General features: G+C 55.8%; 13 protein-coding genes and 1 pseudogene. 7 read left to right on the top strand and 7 right to left on the bottom strand.

The features are described 5' to 3' along the window. Positions 1 to 93: 93 nt before the first annotated feature. The 3 genes from MKZ35_RS16130 to MKZ35_RS16120 all read left to right on the top strand — a co-directional run bounded on the left by MKZ35_RS16130 (position 94) and on the right by MKZ35_RS16120 (position 3713). On the top strand, positions 94 to 1734 hold the full coding sequence (locus MKZ35_RS16130) for an AsmA family protein (RefSeq protein ID WP_482514230.1): 1641 nt from the start codon (positions 94 to 96) through the stop codon (positions 1732 to 1734). A gap of 20 nt (positions 1735 to 1754) precedes the next feature. Beyond that, positions 1755 to 2681 carry a hypothetical protein gene (locus tag MKZ35_RS16125; protein WP_482514229.1) on the top strand — a complete coding sequence of 309 codons (927 nt, stop codon included), beginning with the start codon at positions 1755 to 1757 and terminating at the stop codon, positions 2679 to 2681. Between the two features lie 135 nt (positions 2682 to 2816). Then, positions 2817 to 3713 (top strand): TerB family tellurite resistance protein, encoded by an 897-nt coding sequence (locus tag MKZ35_RS16120; protein ID WP_482514228.1) that lies wholly within the window; start codon positions 2817 to 2819, stop codon positions 3711 to 3713. 96 nt (positions 3714 to 3809) lie between these two features. On the opposite strand, the gene MKZ35_RS16115 is transcribed toward MKZ35_RS16120, so the two are convergent. Further along, complete coding sequence (locus MKZ35_RS16115; RefSeq protein ID WP_482514227.1) at positions 3810 to 4955, bottom strand: mechanosensitive ion channel family protein; 1146 nt, start codon at positions 4953 to 4955, stop codon at positions 3810 to 3812. 45 nt (positions 4956 to 5000) lie between these two features. Continuing rightward, positions 5001 to 6227, bottom strand: a pseudogene (locus MKZ35_RS16110) (Glu/Leu/Phe/Val dehydrogenase dimerization domain-containing protein). A 231-nt stretch (positions 6228 to 6458) separates the two neighbouring features. Between MKZ35_RS16110 and MKZ35_RS16105 the strand changes: the two are divergent. After that, positions 6459 to 6767, top strand: a complete 309-nt coding sequence (locus MKZ35_RS16105; protein WP_084443403.1) for an ArsR/SmtB family transcription factor — start codon at positions 6459 to 6461, stop codon at positions 6765 to 6767. A 150-nt stretch (positions 6768 to 6917) separates the two neighbouring features. Here the strand turns inward: MKZ35_RS16105 and hemA are convergent, their stop codons facing one another. Then, entirely contained in the window at positions 6918 to 8195 is a 1278-nt protein-coding gene (gene hemA / locus MKZ35_RS16100; protein ID WP_482514226.1) for a glutamyl-tRNA reductase, read from the bottom strand. Between the two features lie 314 nt (positions 8196 to 8509). Between hemA and MKZ35_RS16095 the strand changes: the two genes are divergently transcribed. Further along, positions 8510 to 9694, top strand: coding sequence for an ATP-binding protein (locus MKZ35_RS16095; RefSeq protein WP_482514225.1), 1185 nt, complete (start codon positions 8510 to 8512; stop codon positions 9692 to 9694). Positions 9695 to 9841: 147 nt separating this feature from the next. Here the strand turns inward: MKZ35_RS16095 and MKZ35_RS16090 are convergent, their stop codons facing one another. Both MKZ35_RS16090 and MKZ35_RS16085 read right to left on the bottom strand, forming a co-directional pair. Continuing rightward, complete coding sequence (locus MKZ35_RS16090; protein WP_482514224.1) at positions 9842 to 10960, bottom strand: lipocalin family protein; 1119 nt, start codon at positions 10958 to 10960, stop codon at positions 9842 to 9844. Between the two features lie 48 nt (positions 10961 to 11008). Further along, on the bottom strand, positions 11009 to 11776 hold the full coding sequence (locus MKZ35_RS16085) for a carboxypeptidase-like regulatory domain-containing protein (protein ID WP_482514223.1): 768 nt from the start codon (positions 11774 to 11776) through the stop codon (positions 11009 to 11011). A gap of 324 nt (positions 11777 to 12100) precedes the next feature. On the opposite strand from MKZ35_RS16085, the gene MKZ35_RS16080 reads away from it, so the two are divergent. After that, positions 12101 to 13852 carry an amino acid permease gene (locus MKZ35_RS16080; RefSeq protein WP_482514222.1) on the top strand — a complete coding sequence of 584 codons (1752 nt, stop codon included), beginning with the start codon at positions 12101 to 12103 and terminating at the stop codon, positions 13850 to 13852. Between the two features lie 83 nt (positions 13853 to 13935). Then, positions 13936 to 14919, top strand: coding sequence for a lipid A deacylase LpxR family protein (locus MKZ35_RS16075; protein ID WP_482514221.1), 984 nt, complete (start codon positions 13936 to 13938; stop codon positions 14917 to 14919). Between the two features lie 437 nt (positions 14920 to 15356). On the opposite strand, the gene MKZ35_RS16070 is transcribed toward MKZ35_RS16075, so the two are convergent. Both MKZ35_RS16070 and dusB read right to left on the bottom strand, forming a co-directional pair. Then, a complete protein-coding gene (locus MKZ35_RS16070; RefSeq protein WP_482514220.1) occupies positions 15357 to 16295 on the bottom strand; it encodes a DMT family transporter in 939 nt (312 codons plus the stop codon). Between the two features lie 100 nt (positions 16296 to 16395). Beyond that, positions 16396 to 17388, bottom strand: coding sequence for a tRNA dihydrouridine synthase DusB (gene dusB / locus MKZ35_RS16065; RefSeq protein ID WP_482514219.1), 993 nt, complete (start codon positions 17386 to 17388; stop codon positions 16396 to 16398). Between the last annotated feature and the right edge of the window lie 111 nt (positions 17389 to 17499).

Here is a 17499-nt window from a genome sequence, read left to right as displayed (position 1 = left end):
TACGCAAAAAAAACCGCGACCTTCGGGCTATAATTTTTGGTGAGAGGGACCCAAAACCCTCTCAACTGTTTCACTACCAGAAAATTTCGGTTGTTGATTCGTTTAAAAAAGTTTTTTCTGTACTCCCTGCTGGGGGGCATTTTGCTGCTGTTGGGGGGCATTTTGGGAATCTGGCTGGGGGAGGAGCGCATCATTGCGCTGTTTGTGCGGGAAGCTAACCGGCACCTGCGTACGCCTGTGCAAGTAGGTGAAATAGATCTTTCTCTGATCGACCAGTTTCCGCGAGTGTCCGTGACGCTGCAGAATGTGGTAGTAGGCGGCTCGTTGCCCCAAGATACCGTGGCACTGGCCCGTGCCCGGCGGTTGTATTGTGCTTTCGATGTTTGGGACCTCGTAGCCGGGCGCTACCACATTCGCGCCGTGACGCTGGATTCGGCAACAGTGCAAGTGCGCTACGACGCGCAAAGTCAACCTAACTGGGATGTCTTTCGCGCCGATTCACTGGACACAGCCGGTGATAAGCCCTTCGCTTTTGACCTGGAGCGAATCGTGCTACGCCGCGTACTGGTAATATACGACGACGCCGCCCGGCGCCAGCGCCACACTATTCGGGCCCACGACTTACGGGCGGGGCTTTCGGTGACTGACGCGCTTATTGATATTCAAGCTGACGGCAGGGCGCGCATCGAGGCTATCGAGCTAGGTCAGGATACGTATTTTCGGCAGAAGGAATTAACGCTTAAAACGCTGATAGCCATTGACCGGCCAGGACGGAGGGTTACCATTCAGCCTTCTGAGCTGCGCATTGGGCCAGCTACCTATAGTGTGGCTGGTACGGTCGGTTATGGGGGCGCAACGCAACTGGACCTACGTTTAGAAGGCCAGCAGACCGACGTGCAATCGGTGGTGGCTTTGCTGCCCGCGCGCCTGGCTGGCAACTTAAGCGCTTACCGTAGCCGGGGAGAGGTTTATTTTCGAGGTACGGTGCGCGGGGCCATGTCTGCTACCAGCAACCCGCGGGTAGACGTGCAGTTTGGCTGCCGCGATGCTTCCTTTTATCACCCTGAGTACCGCGAAACCGTGGAGCACGTTTACCTGACCGGCTCCTTCGATAACGGGGAAAAACGTTCACTGCGCACGTCTACGCTGGCCTTGCGGCAGGTGCGCGGTACGTTGCACGGGCGCGCATTGGGGGGCAATTTGCGCTATCATAACTTCGACGACCCAACGGTGCAGCTCGACTTAAAAGCTGACCTAGACGTGGCGCGGGCCTTGCGCTTCTATCCGGTGGCGGCGGTACGCCAAGCCAGTGGCGATGCGCGGCTGGCGGTGCGCTTCAACGGCAACTTGCGAGCGTTTCGGGCCCAACCGGCGGCCGCCGCGGTGCAGTCTAGCGGCGACCTGACGCTGCGGGGCGTGAGCCTGCGGCTACGCGATTTCGCGCAGCCATTTACGGGCCTGAGCGGCAACTTTATTCTGCGCCGCAACGATGTGGCTGTCAGTGATTTTAAAGGTCGTATCGGGCGCTCCGACTTTCAGCTAAACGGCCTGTTTAAGAACGCGCTGGGCTGGCTGCTGCTCCCGCGCCAACAGCTGCTAGTAGAAGCTGATGTGGAGTCCAGGCTGTTGGATTTCGACCAGCTGCTAAGTGCACAGCTGGCTGACGCAGCTTCACAAAAAGCCCCCCAACGGGTAAAACGCCCGGCCGGCACTCGGAATATGAGTTTCATGTAGCGCCCAACCTGGCTCTGGACGTGCAAGCCAAGGTGGGCCGCGTTCAGTTTCGGCGGTTTCGGGGGCGCGACCTGAACGGCACGGTGCGCCTGCGCGACCAGGTTATTTCCTCGCCAACGCTGAGTGTGGCGGCGGCCGGGGGTCAAGCTAGTATTCAGGGTAGCATCGACGCGCGCCAGCCCGACTTGCTGAAGGTGCATACCACGATGGCGTGCTCGCAGCTGCCGCTCGACAGCCTGTTTTATGTCTTTGAGGACTTCGGCCAGAAGTTTATTACGGCTCGTCACCTGCGTGGCCGCCTCACGGCTTCGGGCGAGTCGGACTTATACTTCGACCGCCGCCTGACGCCCCTCACCGACCGTATGGAGGCCGAAGTACGAGCTACGGTGCGTGATGGTCAGCTCAATGACTTTGAGCCGTTGCAGAAGCTCTCCATGCTAGCCCGCCGGGAACAGCTGCGGCATTTGCGCTTCGCGGAGCTCACCAACAACTTTTACATTCAGAGCCGGACAGTGTATATGCCAGAAATGGAAATCCGCTCGAACGTGCGCACGGCCTCCATTATCCGCGTTACGGGCACCCACACCTTCGATCAGCAGATGGACTATCACCTCTCGATTCCGGTGTTGCCGGGGCTGTTGCATCGGGCTTCAGTAGGGGGAAATGGTACTATCGGTCCCAACCTGCTGCTGGCGATTCAGGGCGACGAGAACAACTTCAAGGTAAGCTATGATCGGGCGCGGGCGCAGGCCAACCGGGCCGCCGCAACGCCTCCGGGCAGCGGTCCTCGGCCCAATCTGGGCGAGTTGCTGGAAAGTTCAGCTGCGGCGCCTGATCCTGCTTCCACGCCTGCTACCCGGCCGGCTGAGGCGCGCAAGCCATTTGAGGTGAAAAAGCCTGCGAAGAAGCCAACTCAGCCGCAGCCGGACGAATATTTCGATTTTTGACTTCCTTGCTGTTAGTTGGAAGTAAAAAAGCTTCTGGTACTAGGGTTTTTCTTAGGAGACAGTTGAGCATCAACATTTCCAGATAGAGTGCGTTAAGGGTATCGGTATTTTCCTTTCCTTCCAAACACAACCGCTATGAATGACAATCAAGTATTGCAGAACTATTCCGAACAGGAAAAAACGGCTTACCTAAGTGTAATTGCCAGTCTGGCCTCAGCCGACCGCCAGGCTTCGGACGCTGAAATTGAGTTTTTGCAGCAGCTCGCTCAGGCAGCCGGCCTCTCTAGTGGTGCTACCCAGCAAGTAGTAAGCGCCGCCCAGGACGCCAGCAACAGTACCGTACAGCAGAATCTGGACGCCTTAAAAGGCAGTGAGCTTCGCTTCTCCTTGGTAACCGACCTGATTAGTTTTGCCCGCGCCGACGGCGCGTATTCCAACGACGAGGAGGCAATGGTCAACAAAATCTCGTCGTATCTGGGCATCAATCAGCAGCAGCAGCACGCGCTGGAGCAGGTGGTTGACCAAGCCGAAAAAGTGCCCCATGATCCGAATGACCCTGCCAAGCAAGGCTTCTTTGGCGGCATTACGGATAAGCTTTCAAGTGTTGGTATTCCAAAAGGAGCCCTGATGGGTGGCCTGTTGGGCGTAGTAGCCCCCATGGTGTTATCGCGCGTAATGGGCGGCGGCAACCGTGGTGGTATGATGGGTGGTGGTGGCCTGGGCGGCCTGATGGGCGGTAGCTCCATGGGTGGCCTGATGGGCGGTATGGGCAGCGGCATGGGTGGCCTTTTGGGCGGCTTGCTCGGCGGCGGTTTGCTGGGCAACGTAATGGGCGGTGGCGGTCAGCAGTATCCGCAGCAGGGCTCACATGTAGGCAGCGGCGGCTTAGGCTCGCTCACGTCTATTCTGGGTGGTTTGGGCGGACGCCCTAACTCAGCACCGCGTTCCGCCGGTGGTGGTGGCCTCGGCAGCCTCCTGGGTGGCGGCGGCGGCATGGGCGGCCTGCTTGGTGGTCTGCTCGGCGGCCGTTAGAACTAGCCGGTTATATCCTTACATAGAAAAAGCTCCCCAGAATATTTCTGGGGGGCTTTTTTGTTTTGTAAACTTAAGGTATATGCTAAGTGGCTGTTATTTCCCCAGTACGGGCTGCTCAATTGATTCGAGACCTTGTAGGCGGTCAACAGGTAGTTGGCTGCTGGCCAGCATATTGGCAAACTTCCCACCGTAGCGCTCCACAGCCTCCACAATGGCGTAGTTCAGTTCCTCTTTCACCGCCAAAAACTCATCATAGCTATTAGTTTCGACGAAATACTGCACGGCGGCTTCCTTAGCCGTGGGCGTGAGGGCTGTAAACTGCAGCTGCACCTCGTCGGTGGTAAGAGGGTGGGCACGAATCGTGGCGGTGGCATCGGCAATAATGCGGCGCAGCTGGTCGCTGGTCGTTTCGTGGCTGATGGTAAGCGTGAAGTTGACGCGGCGTGCCGTGCGCAGAGAAAGGTTGTCCAAAGGCTTGTCAATCATGGACTTATTAGGCACCGTAACGTAGCTTTTCTCCACCGTGCGCAAGCGAGTACTGCGGAAACCCACTTTCTCAACGGTGCCAGTTACGCCGCCCACGGTCACTAGGTCGCCTACATTGAAGGGGCGGTCGAGGAAGATGGTGAACGAGGCAATCAGGTTTTCGAGGCTCTCCTTGGCCGCAAAAGCCACCGCCAGGCCGCCAATGCCCAAGCCGCCGATTAAGGCCGTAACGTTTACCCCAAAGCCTTTCCCGAGAATAATCAGGAAGGCAATAATCATCACAAACACCTTCAGCAGGTCCTTGGCAAAAGGAATAAGCTGATTATTCAGCCGGGAAGGTAGAATCTCGGCCCGGCGGCTGAACACCAGCACGAAAAAATCGATGAGGCGCAGAATAACCCAGCAAATAGCCGTGATAAAGCCAATCTGGTAAATGCGAAAAATAACTAGCTCTACCCAGTGCTCACTTTTGTCCAGATCAGAGTTGCGAACCGGATAATCAAGCACTTTGAAGGCCAGGAAAATGGTCAGCAGAAAGACTACGACTGCAATAGGCTGGATAAGCAAAGCCTGAAATTGCCGTTCGCTTACGTCCTCGGTCTGCTTGCGGAGGAAGCGAAACAGTATCCGCGACAGCAGCCTTGACAACAACGTTTTGAAAGCGTATCCAATCAGCAGAATAGCCCCGCACACGAGGTAAGTGCCAATGTTGTTGCCGAAAAATCGGTACTGAAGAAATTCGTTGACAGTCATGATATTGCAAAATATGATTGTCCTCTTTAGCGGACAGTCAACAAACTATACCAGCTCCCGCAAGGCCATCTCAAACGACTTCTGGGCCAGCGCCGTACGGTCGTCGCCCTGCTGGCGAGTTCGCTCCAAAGCCCGACGAATAACACGTGACGTATCGCCGAAAATAGCTTGGTCGGTGATTTCGGCGTTGGTCTCCATCAGGTAAGCGAATACCCGCGCCATGCCACAGTTGGCAATGAAATCGGGGATGACGGAGGCGTGTTGGTCGGCGTACTCGCCGGTGGGACCGAAGAAGATTTCGGGGTCCTGAAACGGCACGTTGGCTCCGCAGGAAATAACCTCCAGGCCACCAGCCAGCATTTGCTCTACCTGCCCCCGCGTAACCAGCCGGGACGAGGCGGCGGGAATAAATATCTCGGCCCCGGACGACCAGATGCGCTGGCTTATTTCCTCAAATGAAAGCAAGCCGCTGGCGGTAAGCGTGTTATTCTTTCTAACAAGGAACAGCTGCCGAATCTCTTCCAGCGAAAACCCATTCTCATTCAGCAAGCCCCCGGCCCGGTCGATGATGCCCGTAATACGGACGCCCTGGCTGGCCAAATAGTAGGCTGCCGCGGCACCTACATTGCCCCAGCCCTGAATCAGGGCACGCTTACCAGCCAGCTCACCGCCCCAGAGCTCATAGTAGTGGCGCACGGCCTCCGCCACGCCGTAGCCAGTGATAAGGTCGGCTACGGTGTACTTGCGGCTTAAGCTGGGCGTGAATGCAGCATCTTCAATTACCTTGACCACGCCCTGGCGCAACTGCCCCAGCTTCTGAATCTTCTGCGGCTCGGTGGCGCGGTAGTGGCCATTTACGATTCCTTCCTGCGGGTGCCAGAGGCCGTAGTCCTCCGTGATGGGAATTACGTCGTGGATTTCGTCCACGTTCAGGCTCGCCGCCGGTGCCGTAGTAATTCTTGAGCAGCGGAATAACCGCCTTGTACCAGCGTTCCAGCACGCCGCGCTTGCGCGGGTCCTGCGGGTCGAAGTTGATGCCCGATTTTGCCCCCCGATGGCCGGCCCTGATACCGTGAATTTTACTTCCATGGTCTTGGCCAAACTCTCTACCTCACGCTTATCCAGACCCAGGCGCATGCGGGTGCCGCCGCCAGCAGCTCCGCCCCGCAGGGAGTTAATGACAACCCAACCTTCGGCCTCCGTTTCGGCGTCCTTCCATTCAAAAACTATTTCGGGACGCTTATTTTCAAATTTGGCCAGCAGGTCTTTCATCAGAAATACAATAAAATAGATAGAGTGGAAAATATGACACAAAGGTAAGTAGAGCCATGCTAGCGGTCAGAAATAAGCTTTTATAACCAAATTTTTTGTGAGTAAAACCACAGTAAACTCGGTTACTGACAAATCTTTTCAGCGCCATGTTCGTTTCAAAGGAACTTTGCAGGTATAGAATATCGTATGATCCTTATTCTCTCCCTAAGTTTTCCACCTTTGTACTAGTATATGAAACCACTGCTGGCGCGTGTAGAATCCAAGAAAGTAGATAAGGCTGCCGCAATGCTGAAAGTGCTGGCCCACCCCAAACGCCTCGCAATCGTGGATTTGCTGGGTAAAGAGGACAAGATGACCGTAACGGAGATTTACCGTTCGCTCGACTTGCCCCAAGCCATTGCCTCTCAGCACCTTATTACTTTGAAAGACCGCGGCATTCTGTCGTCGTTCAAAGTAGGTACTAAGATCTACTACTCCCTGTCCATTCCTAAGCTGCTCGACGTGATCGATTCACTCGAGGATTGCTGCGAATCCATGTAATTGCCGGTTTCGGCAACGGAACCAAACGAAAAAAGACCGCTATTGGCGGTCTTTTTTCGTGTAACGCGAAGCGGTGCTTCGCTCGTTGAGCATCTGGCGCTGAAGAATACCCCAATTGTTAGTGTTCAACGAGCGAAGCACCGCTTCGCGTTACAGCGTAGTTGTTGTCGGCTGGTTTTCTAAGTCAAAAAGCTCCGTGATAGTATCAATTACCTGATCGGCTTCGCCGCGCTTGCAGGCTGCTTTTAGCTGGAGCACAGGCTGCTTCAGAAACTTCTGCATCAGGGAGCGGGTAATTTCGTCCATGCGCTTGGCTTCTTCGGGGGCCATTTTCTTCTGGTAGCGGTCCATTTCTTCCTGCCGAATCTGCTCCAGGGCATTCTTCAGCTTCTGAATAGTGGGCGACACCAGCATTTCCTTGGTCCAGTCGGCGAGGCTGGCAATGCTTTCGGTAATAATAGCGCGTACCTGTGGCACGGCGGCTAAGCGCCGCTCCAGCGCCGCGCTGGCCTTGCTATGGATAGCATCGATGTTATACACCAGCACGCCGGGCACGTTTTCTACTTCTGCCTCCACGCTACGGGGTACCGAGAGGTCGATGAAAAACTTGTAGTTCAGGACGTCGAGGCGCGCCACCATATCGGTGGTGAAGAAGGGCGAGTCGCGGTTGATAGAGGAAATAACCACGTCGGCATCTTTCAGCCCAGCTACCAAGTCTTCAAAGTCGAGTACGCGTAGGCCGCACTCTAGGGCTATTTCTTCGGCCTTGGTGCGGGTACGGTTGCAAATGCTAACATTGGTGAAGAGGTTGCTGTCGCCGAGGTGGCGGCAGACATCAGCCCCAATTTCGCCCAAGCCCACCACCAAAATGCGTGGGTTAGCAACGTCGGCGGTTAGCTCTTCTACCAGTTCCAGCGTGGCGTAAGAGGTAGAGGCGGCTCCATCGCGGAAGCTGGTCTCTTGCTGAACGCGCTTGTTAGTGAAGAAAATAGTATGCATCAGGCGGTGCAGAAACGGACCAGCGGCGTCCGCATCGGCCGTCCATTGGTAGGCGTTCTTTACCTGATTACTGATTTGCAAGTCACCTACTACTTGGGCATCAAGGCCCATGGCTACCTCGAAGAGGTGCTGAACGGCCGCCTCGTAGGTGTCGAGCACATCGAAGTACGACGCGTAGGCGTGGCTCTCGGGTAAGCCCTTAAGGTGGCCCAAAGCCGTGATGATGGCCGTGCTGTGGTCGTAGTCGGCGGCGTAGTATACCTCCGTTCGATTGCAGGTACTCAGCACGAGCAGGTCGCTGAGACCCAGGTCGTGATGGAGCGTATGTAGGAAGCGGCGGCAGGCAGTCTCGTCTAATGCAATGAGCTCCCGAATTGCTAGGGGTGCTTTCTTGAAAGACAGGCTGACAGCCTTGAATGGGTGGAGCATAGCTGGTGCTAGTGCGAGAATCAGGGGGCAAAAATACGGCGGAAATCGCTAGTGTAAAAACAGCTAATACTCCGTGGTGGTTCGACTATACGTAAAGTATCGTGTCAAAACGCTTATAGCTAGGTTGGGGGGCTTTTTAGGCCTTATATAAACTTGAAAAATTCGTGTGGCAGCCTGCTGCGAAGCAGAACCGTGGAACCTGAGTTGGGGTGAAATCGTCTGCATCGGGCGCGGGCACGTATCTTCGTTGCTCGTGCGTTTGTGGTTCTTCGCGCCTCCCGTGGGGGCTTTTTTGCCTTACAGCTTTTCCGCCTTTGCTACCGATTTACGATCAGAAGTCCCGTATTAAGCTTGTAGTGCTGGCTGGTGCCCTACTCATTGCCGCCGCTACGGTTATCTACACCAATATTCTGGTTGGCCGCCTCTCCGAGCGCGAGCAGCAGCAGATCGACCTGTATGCCAAGGCCCAGCGCTATATTATTAGCACCGAGGAGGAAACCAACCTAGTGTTTGTGCAGGAGCAGATCATTGATGCCAATACCACCATCCCCATCATTTTCACCGATGACCAAGGCAATATTCAGGGCACCAAAAATATTGACTTGCCGAAGGGTATGTCGGAGAAAGCGTCGATTCGGTTTTTGCGCCAGCGTATCGAGAAAATGAAGGCCCAGCATCCGCCTATTGTGGTGGAGTACGCGGCCGGGCTGCGCAACTATATTTATTACCAGGACTCAGTGCTGCTCACGCAGCTGCGCTACTATCCGCTGGTGCAGCTGGCTATCATTGCCTGCCTGGGCGTCATTGCCTACTTCGCCTTCAGCTACTCGCGTCGGGCCGAGCAAAACCGCGTGTGGGTAGGCTTAGCCAAAGAAACGGCTCACCAGCTAGGCACGCCCCTGAGCAGCCTGATGGCTTGGCACACCTACCTGAAGGACTCGGAGCGGTTTCGGGACGAGCCCATTGTGGAGGAACTGGGCAAGGACGTACGGCGCCTGGAAATCATCACAGAGCGCTTTTCCAACATTGGTTCGGTGCCCGTGCTCAAGGATGAAAATATTCTGCAGGTTACCCAGAACGCCATTGCTTACCTGCAAAGCCGGGTATCGAAGAAAGTGGTGATTAAGATTGAAACCAGCCTACCCACGCACACGCCGGCCAAACTCAACATTCCGCTGTTCGATTGGGTGATCGAGAATATCTGCAAGAACGCCATCGACGCGATGGATGGGCGCGGCAGCATCACCATTCATCTGCGCCGCCCGGCTCGTAATAAGTCCCAGATTGCCATCGACATCACCGATACCGGTAAGGGCATTTCCAAAAGCAAGCTCGACCGGGTTTTTCTGCCCGGCTACACTACCAAAAAGCGGGGCTGGGGCTTAGGCTTAGCGCTGGCTAAACGAATTATTGAAAATTACCACCAAGGCCGACTATTTGTAAAATGGTCGGAAGTAGGTAAGGGTACCACGTTTCGAGTGGTGCTGAATGGGGAGTAGCGCCTCAACCTCTAGCCCCTTCTCCGGGGGAGAAGGGGGACTAGTTCTAGTCTTTTAGCAGACAACTAGTTTTCTAGAAAAGCCACAGGCTAGTTCCCCTTCTCCCTTTGGAGAAGGGGTTAGGGGTTGAGGCGCTATTAGAACAATTTAGCGCGTAATAGCATTCGTGGCCGCGCTGCTCGCCGGTGCTGCCCGCTGCAGCTTCACTTCTTTCCGGTTGGTGATTTCCACATAGCTGTTACCGGTTACTGGCTTACCGCTGTGGGTGCCCGATACACGGCACATGCCTTCCCAATAGCTCATCTTAATGCCGGGCAGCAGCTTTAGCGTCAGTTCCTGATCGGGAATAACTGGCTCAATAGTAAGGTCGTAGCCCTGGCTGGGCACGCGCAGGCGCCATTTGCTGGGGTAACGCAGCTTAGAGCTTGGGCTAGTCCAATAGTCGAGGGTTTCGAGTTGAAAATCTTCGGCGGCGAGGTGGCTGTTTTGGGCCTGGGGGCCAAAATGCGAGCCTCCGCTTACTGTCTGGCCGGTTGTTTTATTGAAAAGCTGGTAGGCCATGATTTCTTCCCGTGGCTCATCGAGCTGCACGGAAAACCAATCCCAGCCGAGGTCTTTCGTGGTCACGGAGTTGCAGTTCCATTGACGGTCGTACCACAGCTCGCCTTCCACCTCCCGCAGCTTACCATCAACTTCAACGGTACCAGTGGCCGCGAGGCGAGGGTAGCTGTAGTAGCCGGCCCGGGCCACGTTACCGTAGTTTTCGTAGCCGGTACCACCGTGCAGCAGAATGGGCTTGGCGGGCGTAGTGGTCAGATTCACGGCGGTACCCGCGTGGGCAGCCATGCGGGCTTGCAGGTGGTACTTGCCTTCCTGACCGGTGAGCGTCCAGCGCTCATCCTTTTTCCGCATTTGCAGGCTCAGGGGAAGAGTAGCGGGGAGCAGCTTGGGTAGCCGTTCTACTTTATAGTCGTAGCGAAATTGCTTGGTCTGTGGGTCGGTGAGGGCGAAGTTGACCATCTGGTAATCCTGCTTGCCCGTGGGGTTGAAGTGAAAGAACACATACTCCACTCCGTAGCTTTGGCCCGTGGCTTTATCTTTCAGATGGCCCGTGAAGTACCACCATTCCAGAGAGTTGCGCAGGTGAGGCGCTTCCTCCTGGGGCAACTGCGCGCGCTCCGTAAACACATCATATTTGTTGGTCGGCTTAAGCGTACAGGCAGTAGCAAGGAACAGCGAAAGAAAGAGTAGCAGAAAATTTCTCATACCCCCAAAGAATGCCTTTGGGGGGCAAAAGGTTTGCTGAAAGTTGCTTTAGTGATGCCGAAATAGCCCGGCTGCCCGGCGCCACAGGCCGCGCGGGCTGTACCAAGGTGCCCCATAGTAACCGCCGACGACAATCATTTCACCTGAAAGCATTTTGGTGTCAGGTGCAAGCGTAACACTAATTGCATCAGAACTAGTTGGATTAATGAAGTACTCTTGCCTGATGTAGCCTATTGAGCTGAATACCAACTTGACAACTTTCGCTTCGCGAAGCTCTTCAGGAAGAATCAACTCAAATTTCCCATCAGCATCAGTGCTGACTCCCACGTTGGTTTCTGCTATAAGGACAGTGACACCTGGCATTGGCTGTTGGGTAGCGGAGTCCAGCACCATACCCCGAACTACTGGCGGTAAAAGCTTGAGCGACAACGGCTCCACACGGCGCGGCACCGCTACCATTCCCATCGTAATTACATGCTGCTCAGTCGGAATAGTGCGCTGGGCTTGGGCTTCGGGCGCTACTCCCGACTCTAACCCGACTAAGGCCACCGTCGCGGCCGCCCATTTCTGCCAACGTGGTGCTGGAGTAGGCGGAATGAGCAGCGGCCTATTCAGCTGCTGCGTAGTAAAGCGTCCACAGGCACGGCCCGACTGCTGGCGCTGCATCCACATAACCACCTCGGCATCAGTCATACGCGAGAAATCTACCACTACTTTGTCGCAGGAAGCGCAGTGGCGGCCTTGGGCGGCCGGCGTCATCTGAGCCCAGTTTTCGTGGCAGGGCTGCGGAACGGTGATAATAGGGCGGTACGACATAGCAATGGCGGTTACGAGTTTCCCCATTGATGCCGCATTGCGCCCGATTCCACACAAAGAGGAAATAATAATTTATATCAAGTAATTACCTAGCCGCAGCGCGGTGATAGGTTTGTAGTAGTAAATAAGCTTTCTAATTCGGAGGCCGGGTAGCGGCGACAGAAACGCTGGACGACTCTGTCGCCGTTACCCGGCCTTAGCCATCTAAGCAAGCCAACTTCTACAAATCCATCGCCGCGCTGCGGCTGAGTAGCTAGGTTATGCAGCCCCGACGCAATATTCTTTATCTTTTGCCCCCCAAACCTTCTGCTTCTCACCTTCCGAATGAGTTCTTTCTCCTCCCTCTTCCGTCGTAAAGACATTTCCACCATCCTGCAAAACCTGCCCGTCGATACGGCCGCCCACCCCGGCAGTACGGAAGAAGGTGCTTTGGAGCGCAACCTCACCGTGCGCGACCTCACGGCGCTGGGTATTGCCGCCGTCATTGGGGCCGGTATTTTCAGCACCATCGGCAATGCCAGCCACGACGGTGGCCCGGCCGTGTCGCTGCTGTTCGTTTTCACGGCTATTGCCTGCGCGTTTTCGGCCTTGTGCTACGCGCAGTTTGCAGCTACCATTCCCATTAGCGGCTCGGCTTATACATATGCCTACGCCTCATTCGGGGAGCTGATGGCCTGGATTATCGGGTGGGCCCTGATTATGGAATACACCGTGGGCAACATCGTGGTAGCTATTTCCTGGTCCGATTACTTTACCGGGCTCATGCAAGGCATTGGCTTAGAGGTGCCAGCTTACTTAAGTATGGGTTTTCAGAGCGCCTACCAGGGCTACCACAACGTGCTGGAGCTGATGCTGGCCGGCCGGCCGCTCACCGAAGCCTCGCCCGCCGATATGGCCGGCTATCAAACCTGGATTACCGCACCGGAAATCTCGGATTCCCTGCGCCTGGTTATTGATTTACCCGCTTTCGGCATCACGTTCCTCATTACCTGCCTGGTATATGTAGGCATCAAGGAATCAAAAAACGCTTCCAATCTGCTGGTGCTGCTCAAGCTTATTGTGGTGGCGGTGGTGATAGTAGTGGGCGTTTTCTACGTGAACACCGGCAACTGGACTCCCTTCGCGCCCAACGGCGTGAGCGGCGTACTCAAAGGCGTATCGGCGGTATTCTTCGCCTACATCGGCTTCGATGCCATCAGCACGACGGCCGAAGAGTGCAAAAACCCGCAGCGCGATTTGCCCCGCGCCATGATCTATGCGTTGATTATCTGCACCGTCCTTTACGTGATTATTACGCTGGTACTGACTGGGATGGTGTCGTATAAAGAGCTAGGCGTAGGCGACCCATTGGCTTTTGTCTTTACCAAAGTGGGTTTGCCGAAGCTGGCGGGCCTGGTGGCGGTAAGTGCCATTTTTGCCATGGCCTCGGTGCTGCTCGTGTTCCAGATCGGGCAGCCCCGCATCTGGATGTCGATGTCACGCGATGGCCTTTTGCCCCCCGTGTTTGCCCGCGTACACCCACGCTTCCGAACGCCCTCGTTCAGCACGATCGTCACGGGCCTGTTTGTGGGGGTTCCGGCGTTGTTGCTCAATATGGACCTAGTAATCGACCTGACCAGCATCGGTACCCTGTTTGCGTTTGCGCTGGTATGCGGCGGCATTCTGGTAATTGATCCGCGCGGCACCTCCGAAGCGCGCTTCAAGGTGCCTTACCTCAACGGTAAGTTCCTCGTACCGCTCGTAGTACTCGTGGGGGGCATTTTATTACTCACCTATAATGGCGAGCAGGTAGCCGAGTTCGGTCGGGCCGTGCGCGGCGACGATGGCTACGAAGGCTTCCGCCACTACATCCCGATGCTGGTGTTCCTGGGCTTCTGCGTGTACCTCAGCATTGCTTCCTTCCGCAACCGGCTGTCGTTGCTGCCGGTGCTGGGCCTGCTCACCAATCTGTACCTGATGACGCAGCTGGGCGTGAGCAACTGGCTGCTGTTTTTTGCCTGGCTGGTGATGGGCCTCGGCGTGTACTTTGGCTACGGCTACAAGCATAGCAAGCTGGGCTTGAAGAAGGCTGCCTAAAGTCGTACGTATGTTCGCGGCTACGCTACCGGCACACACCAGCGTCAAACTACATAGCCAGCGGGCTGCGTACGTAATGCACTATGCGCTACTGGCTAAGCACTTTGCTACTGATTTTTACTATCGCTGAAACGAGTTGGGCCCAAAAAATGCCCCCCGACAGTAGTACTCTCAGCCCTGACCGTATTATCGCCTATTCCTTCGCCAACGACGCCTTTTTTAAGACTGACTATTACTTTACCCAAGGGATGACCCTGAATGTGGTGCTGCCCATTCTGGCTAAGTCGCCGGTGAATAAAATCCTGCTGGGGGGCAAAATGGCCGCGGTGCGCTACCATGGCATAAAGCTGTTTTACGACGGATTTACGCCCCTGCGAATACAGGATGCTTTTATCCGGGTGGGCGACCGGCCATATGCTTCCTACATTTATGCTTCGCTGTATCGCACTGCAAATCAGCCCCAGCGGCGGCAGCGACTCACCGCTGGCCTCGACCTGGGCTTTATCGGGCCAGCCGCCGGGGCCAAGGGCTTTCAAACCAAAGTACATGAGCTGCTGGATGCGCCCACGCCGCGGGGCTGGGACTTTCAGGTGCAAAACGACCTGGTGCTGGGCTATCAGGTGGCAGTCGAAAAGCAATTGGCCGCGGGGGGCAGATTTGCCGAGCTGATTGGTACGGCGCGGGCCTCTGTTGGGACGTTAAACACGCTGGCAGCCAGCGGTTTGCTGGTGCGCGCAGGCAGGATGAATCCGTATTTCAGCAACCTGGGTGTAAGCTCAAAGGCCGGACGAGCTGGGGGGCAAAAGTTTCAGATGTATGCCCAAGGCCGCCTGGAAGGACGAGTAGTAGGATACAACGCTACGATGCAGGGCGGAATGCTTAATCGCCACAATCCTTATACGCTGAAAGCCAGCCAGCTAAAGCGCGGTGTAGTGCAAGGGAGCGGCGGCTTGGTGCTCGCCTACGGTGGGGTACGCTTCGAGCCGTCGGCTACCTGGGTTTCGCCGGAGTTTCGGGGCGGGCGCACGCACCGTTGGTTTCAGCTCGACTTCTGGGGGGCTTTTTAGAGCGTGTTTAGGAATTTGCCAAACATGCTGTTTGTGTCATGCGGAGCTTGTCGAAGCATCTCTACCGCTTCGTTTGGATTACCATTGCGGTAGAGATGCTTCGACAAGCTCCGCATGACACGAAAATCAAAATCCCCAACGCGCTCTTAGTAGTTGAAGCCTAGTTGTTTGTCAGGTGCCAGAGCATAGAATATAGGCATAAAATCCGCCGCTAACCTCTGGTACGTACGTTCTGTTATGCCAAAAGCAGTGCGGAAAAGCAGACATAAATCGACTAAGTGGCGGCGCGTTATAAAAGCGAACTGGCCGTGGGGCTTAGCGCTTGCAGCCTTCACGATGCTAGGGCTGTTGGTGTGGCGCCACGGCTGGTAGTGAGAGGTGCTAGAAATACTGCCTAGTGCTACCCAAGGCAATAAAACCAGCGGCTTAAGCGCAGTTTATTTCGCTCTGTTCACCATAAAAACGCCCCCCAGAATAATGACCATCCCCAGGCAGTGCAGCAGGTTGATGGTTTCCCCATCCAATACGCCCCAGCCCAGCGCCACAATCGGCACCAGATAGGTATTGGAGCTGGCAAAAAGCGCCGTAGACTCCTGAATCAGCTTATTGAATAGCACCATCGCGACGGCCGTGCTCATGAAGGCCAACAGCGCAATGTAGCCCAGAGCCGTCCACGCGCCGGGTACGGAGGCAAGCTTCGTGAGAAAATCAGTAAAGCCGAAAAGGAAAATCAGCGCCGGCCCACCGATAAGCAAGAGGAGCAAGCTGGTAACCGCCAGCGACGACATGCCCTGCAAATGATGCTTAATGACGTTCACACTGACTCCGTAGCCCATCGTGGCCAGCACAATGTAAAGGCCGTACCAGGCATTACCCAAACCAGTAGGCGTAGCCGAGCCCCCGCTACCGCCCAGGCCCATCAGGACCACCGTGCCCACAAACCCGAGCCCGATGCCCAACGCGCGCATGGGTGTGATGCGCTGCCGGAAGAATAAGGCTCCCACCAGCAGTGTAAATACCACCGTCAGGGCGTTGAGTACGCCGGCCAGCCCCGAGGCCAGCTTGGTTTCGGCGTACGCGAAGAGGAAGGCCGGAATAAACGTGCCCACCACCCCACTTAGCAGCAGATACTTAAATCGGCCACGCTCTACGCGCCGCACATGGCGCAGCCCAAACGGCAATAGCACCAGCGCCGCAATGCTCACCCGCGTCGCGCCCAGTTCCAACGCTGAAAAAACCTCCAGCCCCTTTTTCATCAAAATAAAGGAAGTGCCCCAGATGCAGGCCAGTACAACCAGCAACACCCAGGCCGAGGCTGAAATACGTTGGACAGGCGCGATGGTAGCTGCCGGAGCAGCAGTAGTAGAAGAAGGCATTAAACGGCGTGCTGGGGGGCTTTTCTAAAGAATAATAAGAGGACGTCATGCTTCGCGCTGCTCAGCATGACCGCCTTTATTGCTTCGCTTTCGCTTCGCGCTACATTCCGACCATCACGGGCTCGGCGGCGGCTATTTCCTCCAGAATCTCCAGAATGATTTCCGGCTGCTCGGCATCTACGAGGCGACTACGCCATTGCTTGGCGCCTTCCAGACCGCGGAAATACTGGGCATAGTGGCGACGCATCTCAAATACGCCCACGCGAGGACCTTTCCACTCGATGCTCTTCTCGAAATGCATGCGGCACATGGCCACGCGCTCCTCTATCGTGGGTGGGGCTAGCTTTTCGCCGGTAGCCAGGTAGTGCTTCACTTCGCGGAAAATCCAGGGGTAGCCAATGCTGGCGCGGCCTATCATAATGCCATCCACGCCGTAACGGTCTTTATAGAGCGCCGCCTTTTCGGGCGAGTCGATGTCGCCGTTGCCGAAAATGGGAATGTGGATGCGCGGGTTATTTTTGATGCGATGAATCAGGGTCCAGTCGGCCTCACCCTTATAAAGCTGTGCGCGGGTGCGGCCGTGCACGGTGAGGGCCTCAATGCCAATATCCTGCAAACGCTCGGCTACTTCCTCTACGTTTTTGGTGTCGTCGTCCCAGCCCAAGCGGGTTTTTACCGTCACGGGCAAGTGCGTATTACGCACGACAGCCGACGTCATTTCGACCATTTTCGGAATGTCACGCAGCAGGGCGGCACCGGCACCCCGGCAGGCTACCTGCTTCACGGGGCAGCCGTAGTTGATATCAATCAGATCGGGGCCGGCGGCGGTGCTGATGGCGGCGCACTCACCCATAGTTGCCACGTCGGAGCCAAAAAGCTGAATGCCGATGGGCCGCTCATAGTCAAATACGTCGAGCTTTTTCCGGCTTTTGGCCGCGTCGCGGATCAGGCCTTCCGAGGAAATAAACTCGGTGTACATCAAATCGGCCCCGTTGGCTTTGCATACGGCCCGAAAAGGCGGGTCGGATACGTCCTCCATAGGAGCCAAAAGCAACGGGAAATCGGGCAGAGCTAAGTCGCGGATGTGTACCACAAGTAGGCGGTTAAAGGAATTTGCGCAAATTTACGACACTTCCCTTCTTTAGAAGCGAGTACGGAGAAGTGAGAGGTGAGACTTTCGCTCTACGTCAGTGAAATAGAACAA

The sequence above is a fragment of the Hymenobacter sp. R533113 genome (assembly GCF_056835965.1).
This window is presented reverse-complemented; position numbering and strand designations above follow the sequence as displayed.